A 1,411-nucleotide genomic window follows, 5' to 3' on the forward strand; every position below is an offset into this window, starting at 1 on the left:
AAACTGGGGCTTTCAGAACATCCTAACAGGAAATGGAGGTGAGTTTCTTTGACTACAGATAAAGGCAATATCAAACAAAAAGAAAATAAAAACTTGAAGAAGGCAAGATTTGATCGTGAAGAATTTGGCCATGGATACGATTTAAGTCCAGATGATTTAGATATTATAGGTCAAAACAAAGCAGCAAAAACAAATACGAAAAAGGCGGCCAATCACCCCGTCAATAATGATAAAAAGAACGATCAGAGGTAAACCGTTGTACTTTCAGTATTCCCTATTATTTATATAAAATTAAAAAAGCAGTATCTACATAAGTAGATACTGCTTTTTTAATGATACCCGAGGCCAGACTCGAACTGGCACGCCTTGCGGCACCGCATTTTGAGTGCGGCGTGTCTGCCATTCCACCACTCGGGCAAATCAATACATGCAGACATATGAAAGTATAATATGGAGGCGGCAACCGGATTTGAACCGGTGATAAAGGTGTTGCAGACCTGTGCCTTACCACTTGGCTATGCCGCCAAATCATGTTGGAGCGGAAGACGAGGTTCGAACTCGCGACCCCCACCTTGGCAAGGTGGTGTTCTACCACTGAACTACTTCCGCAAAAATACTGGGGTACCTGGATTCGAACCAGGGCGTGACGGAATCAAAATCCGTTGCCTTACCGCTTGGCTATACCCCACTAATAAGATGGGGCGAACGAGGGGAATTGAACCCYCGAATGTCGGAATCACAATCCGATGCGTTAACCACTTCGCCACAACCGCCACTATAAAATAAAATTGGCAGGGGCAGTAGGAATTGAACCCACACTGGAGGTTTTGGAGACCTCAGTTCTACCTTTAAACTATGCCCCTAAAGTTGGTGGAGGGGGGCGGATTCGAACCGCCGAACCCGAAGGAACGGATTTACAGTCCGTCGTGTTTAGCCACTTCACTACCCCTCCAATTGAAGATGGTGCCGGCGAAAGGAGTCGAACCCTCGACCTACTGATTACAAGTCAGTTGCTCTACCAACTGAGCTACACCGGCGGGAAAAAATATAATGGTGGCTCAGGACGGAATCGAACCGCCGACACAAGGATTTTCAGTCCTTTGCTCTACCGACTGAGCTACTGAGCCACATTCGAATTGTACTAAGCTTCGAATCTCGTTGTCAGCTTCATTCGTTCGTTCRGTCACGTACGTTAGTACGCTCCTTCACTTACTCATTTTGCTTCCTAGACCTTCTTTGCTTATTCCAATTCTTAACACTTCATAAAAAATGGCGGTCCCGACGGGAATCGAACCCGCGATCTCCTGCGTGACAGGCAGGCATGTTAACCGCTACACCACGGGACCATTTGGTTGCGGGGGCAGGATTTGAACCTGCGACCTTTGGGTTATGAGCCCAACGAGCTACCGTG

General features: G+C 46.9%; 1 protein-coding gene and 10 tRNA genes. 1 reads left to right on the forward strand and 10 read right to left on the reverse strand.

Annotated features, from left to right (window positions below; all coding sequences use genetic code 11):
• Positions 1-48: 48 nt before the first annotated feature.
• Positions 49-252, forward strand: coding sequence for a hypothetical protein (locus AC1DSB_RS19265; protein WP_342543037.1), 204 nt, complete (start codon positions 49-51; stop codon positions 250-252).
• 84 nt (positions 253-336) lie between these two features.
• Here the strand turns inward: AC1DSB_RS19265 and AC1DSB_RS19270 are convergent.
• From AC1DSB_RS19270 to AC1DSB_RS19315, 10 genes are all read right to left on the reverse strand, one after another.
• Positions 337-417, reverse strand: a tRNA-Leu gene (locus AC1DSB_RS19270).
• Positions 418-451: 34 nt separating this feature from the next.
• Positions 452-525 (reverse strand) — tRNA-Cys (locus AC1DSB_RS19275).
• Between the two features lie 9 nt (positions 526-534).
• Positions 535-609: transfer RNA gene (locus AC1DSB_RS19280), tRNA-Gly, on the reverse strand.
• 7 nt (positions 610-616) lie between these two features.
• Positions 617-688, reverse strand: a tRNA-Gln gene (locus AC1DSB_RS19285).
• A gap of 9 nt (positions 689-697) precedes the next feature.
• A tRNA-His gene (locus AC1DSB_RS19290) sits at positions 698-773 on the reverse strand.
• Positions 774-789: 16 nt separating this feature from the next.
• Positions 790-863, reverse strand: a tRNA-Trp gene (locus AC1DSB_RS19295).
• Positions 864-868: 5 nt separating this feature from the next.
• Positions 869-952: transfer RNA gene (locus AC1DSB_RS19300), tRNA-Tyr, on the reverse strand.
• Positions 953-961: 9 nt separating this feature from the next.
• Positions 962-1,037 (reverse strand) — tRNA-Thr (locus AC1DSB_RS19305).
• Between the two features lie 14 nt (positions 1,038-1,051).
• Positions 1,052-1,127 (reverse strand) — tRNA-Phe (locus AC1DSB_RS19310).
• Positions 1,128-1,270: 143 nt separating this feature from the next.
• A tRNA-Asp gene (locus tag AC1DSB_RS19315) sits at positions 1,271-1,346 on the reverse strand.
• Positions 1,347-1,411 lie beyond the last annotated feature (65 nt).

This window comes from Paenisporosarcina sp. P4_E4_2 (assembly GCF_056401595.1).